The organism is Mycobacterium sp. UM_CSW, assembly GCF_000455205.1.
Lineage (GTDB): Bacteria > Actinomycetota > Actinomycetes > Mycobacteriales > Mycobacteriaceae > Mycobacterium.
The window spans coordinates 1-2,546 of the sequence record NZ_AUWQ01000150.1 but is presented as its reverse complement, the minus strand read 5'-3'; the positions used below and the strand labels follow the sequence as shown (position 1 = coordinate 2,546).

Here is a 2,546-nt window from a genome sequence, read left to right as displayed (position 1 = left end):
GGTGCGCTGCTCGCCGGCGCCGGGATCGTCGGCGGCGCCATGTGGTTCGACACCACGCTGCGCCGCGAACAGGCGCTGACCGACTATCCCGACCGGCCCACGGCCGGCCGCGGGACGAACTGGCTGATCGTCGGCTCGGACAGCCGGCAGGGCCTCACCGCCGAGCAGCAGCAGGACCTGGCGACGGGCGGCGATGTGGGCAGCAGCCGAACGGACACGATCCTGCTGGTGCACGTGCCCGAGTTCCGGTCGAGCACTCCGGCGGCGATGGTGTCGATCCCGCGCGACTCGTATGTGCCCATCCCCGGCCATGGCAAGGACAAGATCAACGCGGCGTTCGCGATCGGCGGGGCGCCCCTGCTGACCGAGACCGTGGAGCGGGCGACGGGATTGCGCCTCGATCACTACGTCGAGATCGGATTCGGCGGATTCGCGAGCGTGGTCGACGCCCTGGGCGGCATCACCGTTTGCCCGACCGCTCCGATCCACGACCCGTTGGCCGGCATCGACCTGCCGGCCGGCTGCCAGAAACTGTCCGGCCGCGACGCCCTGGGGTACGTCCGGACGCGGGACACCCCGCGCGCGGATCTGGATCGGATGGCCAACCAGCGCGAGTTCCTGTCGGCGCTGCTGCACCGCGCCGCCAGCCCGGCCGTGTTGCTCGACCCGCTGCGCTGGTACTCGGTGCCCCGCTCGGCCGCGGGCGCGATGACCGTCGATCGGGGCGACCACGTGTGGGATTTGGCCCGGCTCGGCTGGGCGTTGCACGGGCCGACGACCGCGCTGACCGTCCCGATCGGCGAGTTCACCACCGGCGACGCCGGCGCGGTGGTGGTGTGGGACCACGAGGCCGCCGGCAGGCTGTTCGACGCGCTGGCCTCCGACGCGCCGGTGCCGGGCTGATCAGATGCTGCCGTCGGCGGCGCGCGCCCGCTGCAAATAGGCCTTGGTGCGGCCCGGGTGGTGGGTGGCCAGCCAGGCCACGCCGACGTCGCGGCAGAAGTCGATGTCCTCGTACTCGTCGACGTTCCAGCAGTAGACGGCCCTGCCTTGGGCGACGGCCCGGTCCACCAGTTGCGGATAGTCCTTCAACGTCGCCAGCGACGGCCCGACGGCGGTGGCGCCGACGGCCGTGGCCGCGCTGCTCGCCAAGTACCGAGCCGTTTTGCCGAGCAACACCGTCGGCAACAACGGCGCGGCCCGCCGGATGCGCCAGACCGCCGCCGCCGAAAACGACATGACCACCGCGCGGGAGCGGTCCGCGGATGCGGGCGCGGCTATGCCGTAGCGATGAAGCAGGGCCAGGAGCTTGTTTTCCACCAGCGAGCCGTACCGGACCGGGTGCTTGGTCTCGACGAAGATCTTGACCGGCCGGTGCCAGTCCAGGACGAGCGAAACGAGGTCGTCGAACGTCAGCAGGCTGGTGTCGCCGTGCGTGCCGTCCTCACGCCAGCTGTCGTGCCAGGCGCCGTATTCGAGCTCGCGCAGTTGGGCGAGCGTCATCGTGCTGACCAAACCGGCTCCCGTCGAGGTCCGGTCCAGGCGGCGGTCATGAACGCAGACGAGGTGGCCGTCGCGGGTCAGGCGCACGTCGCATTCCACGCCGTCCGCCCCCTGCTTGAGCGCGAGATCGTAGGCAGCCAAGGTGTGTTCGGGACGGGCGGCCGAAGCTCCCCGGTGGGCAACGACAAAGGGATGCCCGGCGAGCACCTCGTCGGCCCACGTCATATCCCTATGCTGCCGGTTCCTGCCCCGCCAACTCAACCGGAGCGCTCGACTGGCGGCCTGCGGGACGGTCCGGTTCGACGATCACCCAGCGGTGTGCGGGACGGGCTACCGGTTTGCGCTCGAAGCCTTCGAAGACCCGGGCGATCGCGGCCACGGTGACCGCCGCGAACAGGTAGGCGAACACCATCAGCACGGTGTTGTTCGCGATGCCCTGGGCGTCGGTGGCGAAGCTGGTGGCGATGGCGAAGATCGAAACCAGGTAGCTGGCCAGCCACGCGATCCACCACTGCACGATCGGTCTTTGCGCGCGGGCGTAATGCTCTTCGACGGTCGCCAGTTCGATGACGTACACCGGCGCCCACAGCAGGTTCGCGAACGGCGCCAAGCAGCCCGCCCACAGCGCCCGGACGGAACGCGGTTCCGGCAGCCCATGGTGCGCGAACGCGGCGGCCCGTCGCGCGATCAGCCACCGGACCAGCACCACCGCGGAGACGGTTACCGCCGCGATCGCCGCCACGCTGGCCAGCACCCCGAGCCAGTCGGCGATGACGGCCACGACCGAGTTCAGCAGGGTGTTCCGGTTGTACACCAACAGCGCGTACCGTGCGACGTACACCAGTGCAGCCGCGCTCAGAATGAGCACGCTCAAAAACAACGTGGTGCGCACGAGCGGTGCGGATGGCCCTGTCCGGGAAGGCTTTTCGGCCGCCGCCGACGGCGCCTGGTCAACGCGGTCCGCCAACCCCCAGCGTGGGATGACGGCGTAGCGCGGCGTGGGTCCCAGGAGCCGACGTCCGCGCCGCCGTGGCGGCGCGGCG

The 2,546-nt window shown here is 70.7% G+C and carries 3 protein-coding genes; 1 reads left to right on the top strand and 2 read right to left on the bottom strand.

The features are described 5' to 3' along the window. The first annotated feature begins 6 nt into the window (after window positions 1–6). The gene (locus N415_RS29900; RefSeq protein WP_068189791.1) at window positions 7–903 is read left to right on the top strand and encodes an LCP family protein; all 897 of its coding nucleotides are present in this window, start codon (window positions 7–9) and stop codon (window positions 901–903) included. Here the strand turns inward: N415_RS29900 and N415_RS29895 are convergent, their stop codons facing one another. Both N415_RS29895 and N415_RS29890 read right to left on the bottom strand, forming a co-directional pair. Next, window positions 904–1,728, bottom strand: coding sequence for a glycerophosphodiester phosphodiesterase (locus tag N415_RS29895; RefSeq protein WP_068103366.1), 825 nt, complete (start codon window positions 1,726–1,728; stop codon window positions 904–906). A 4-nt stretch (window positions 1,729–1,732) separates the two neighbouring features. Beyond that, on the bottom strand, window positions 1,733–2,546 hold an 814-nt coding region (locus tag N415_RS29890), incomplete at its 5' end, for a DUF4328 domain-containing protein (RefSeq protein WP_193376534.1).

Bases quoted from the DNA above. Each gene is read 5' to 3' on its own strand.
- N415_RS29895 (WP_068103366.1), bottom strand. From the start codon at position 1,728: ATGACGTGGGCCGACGAGGTGCTCGCCGGGCATCCCTTTGTCGTTGCC.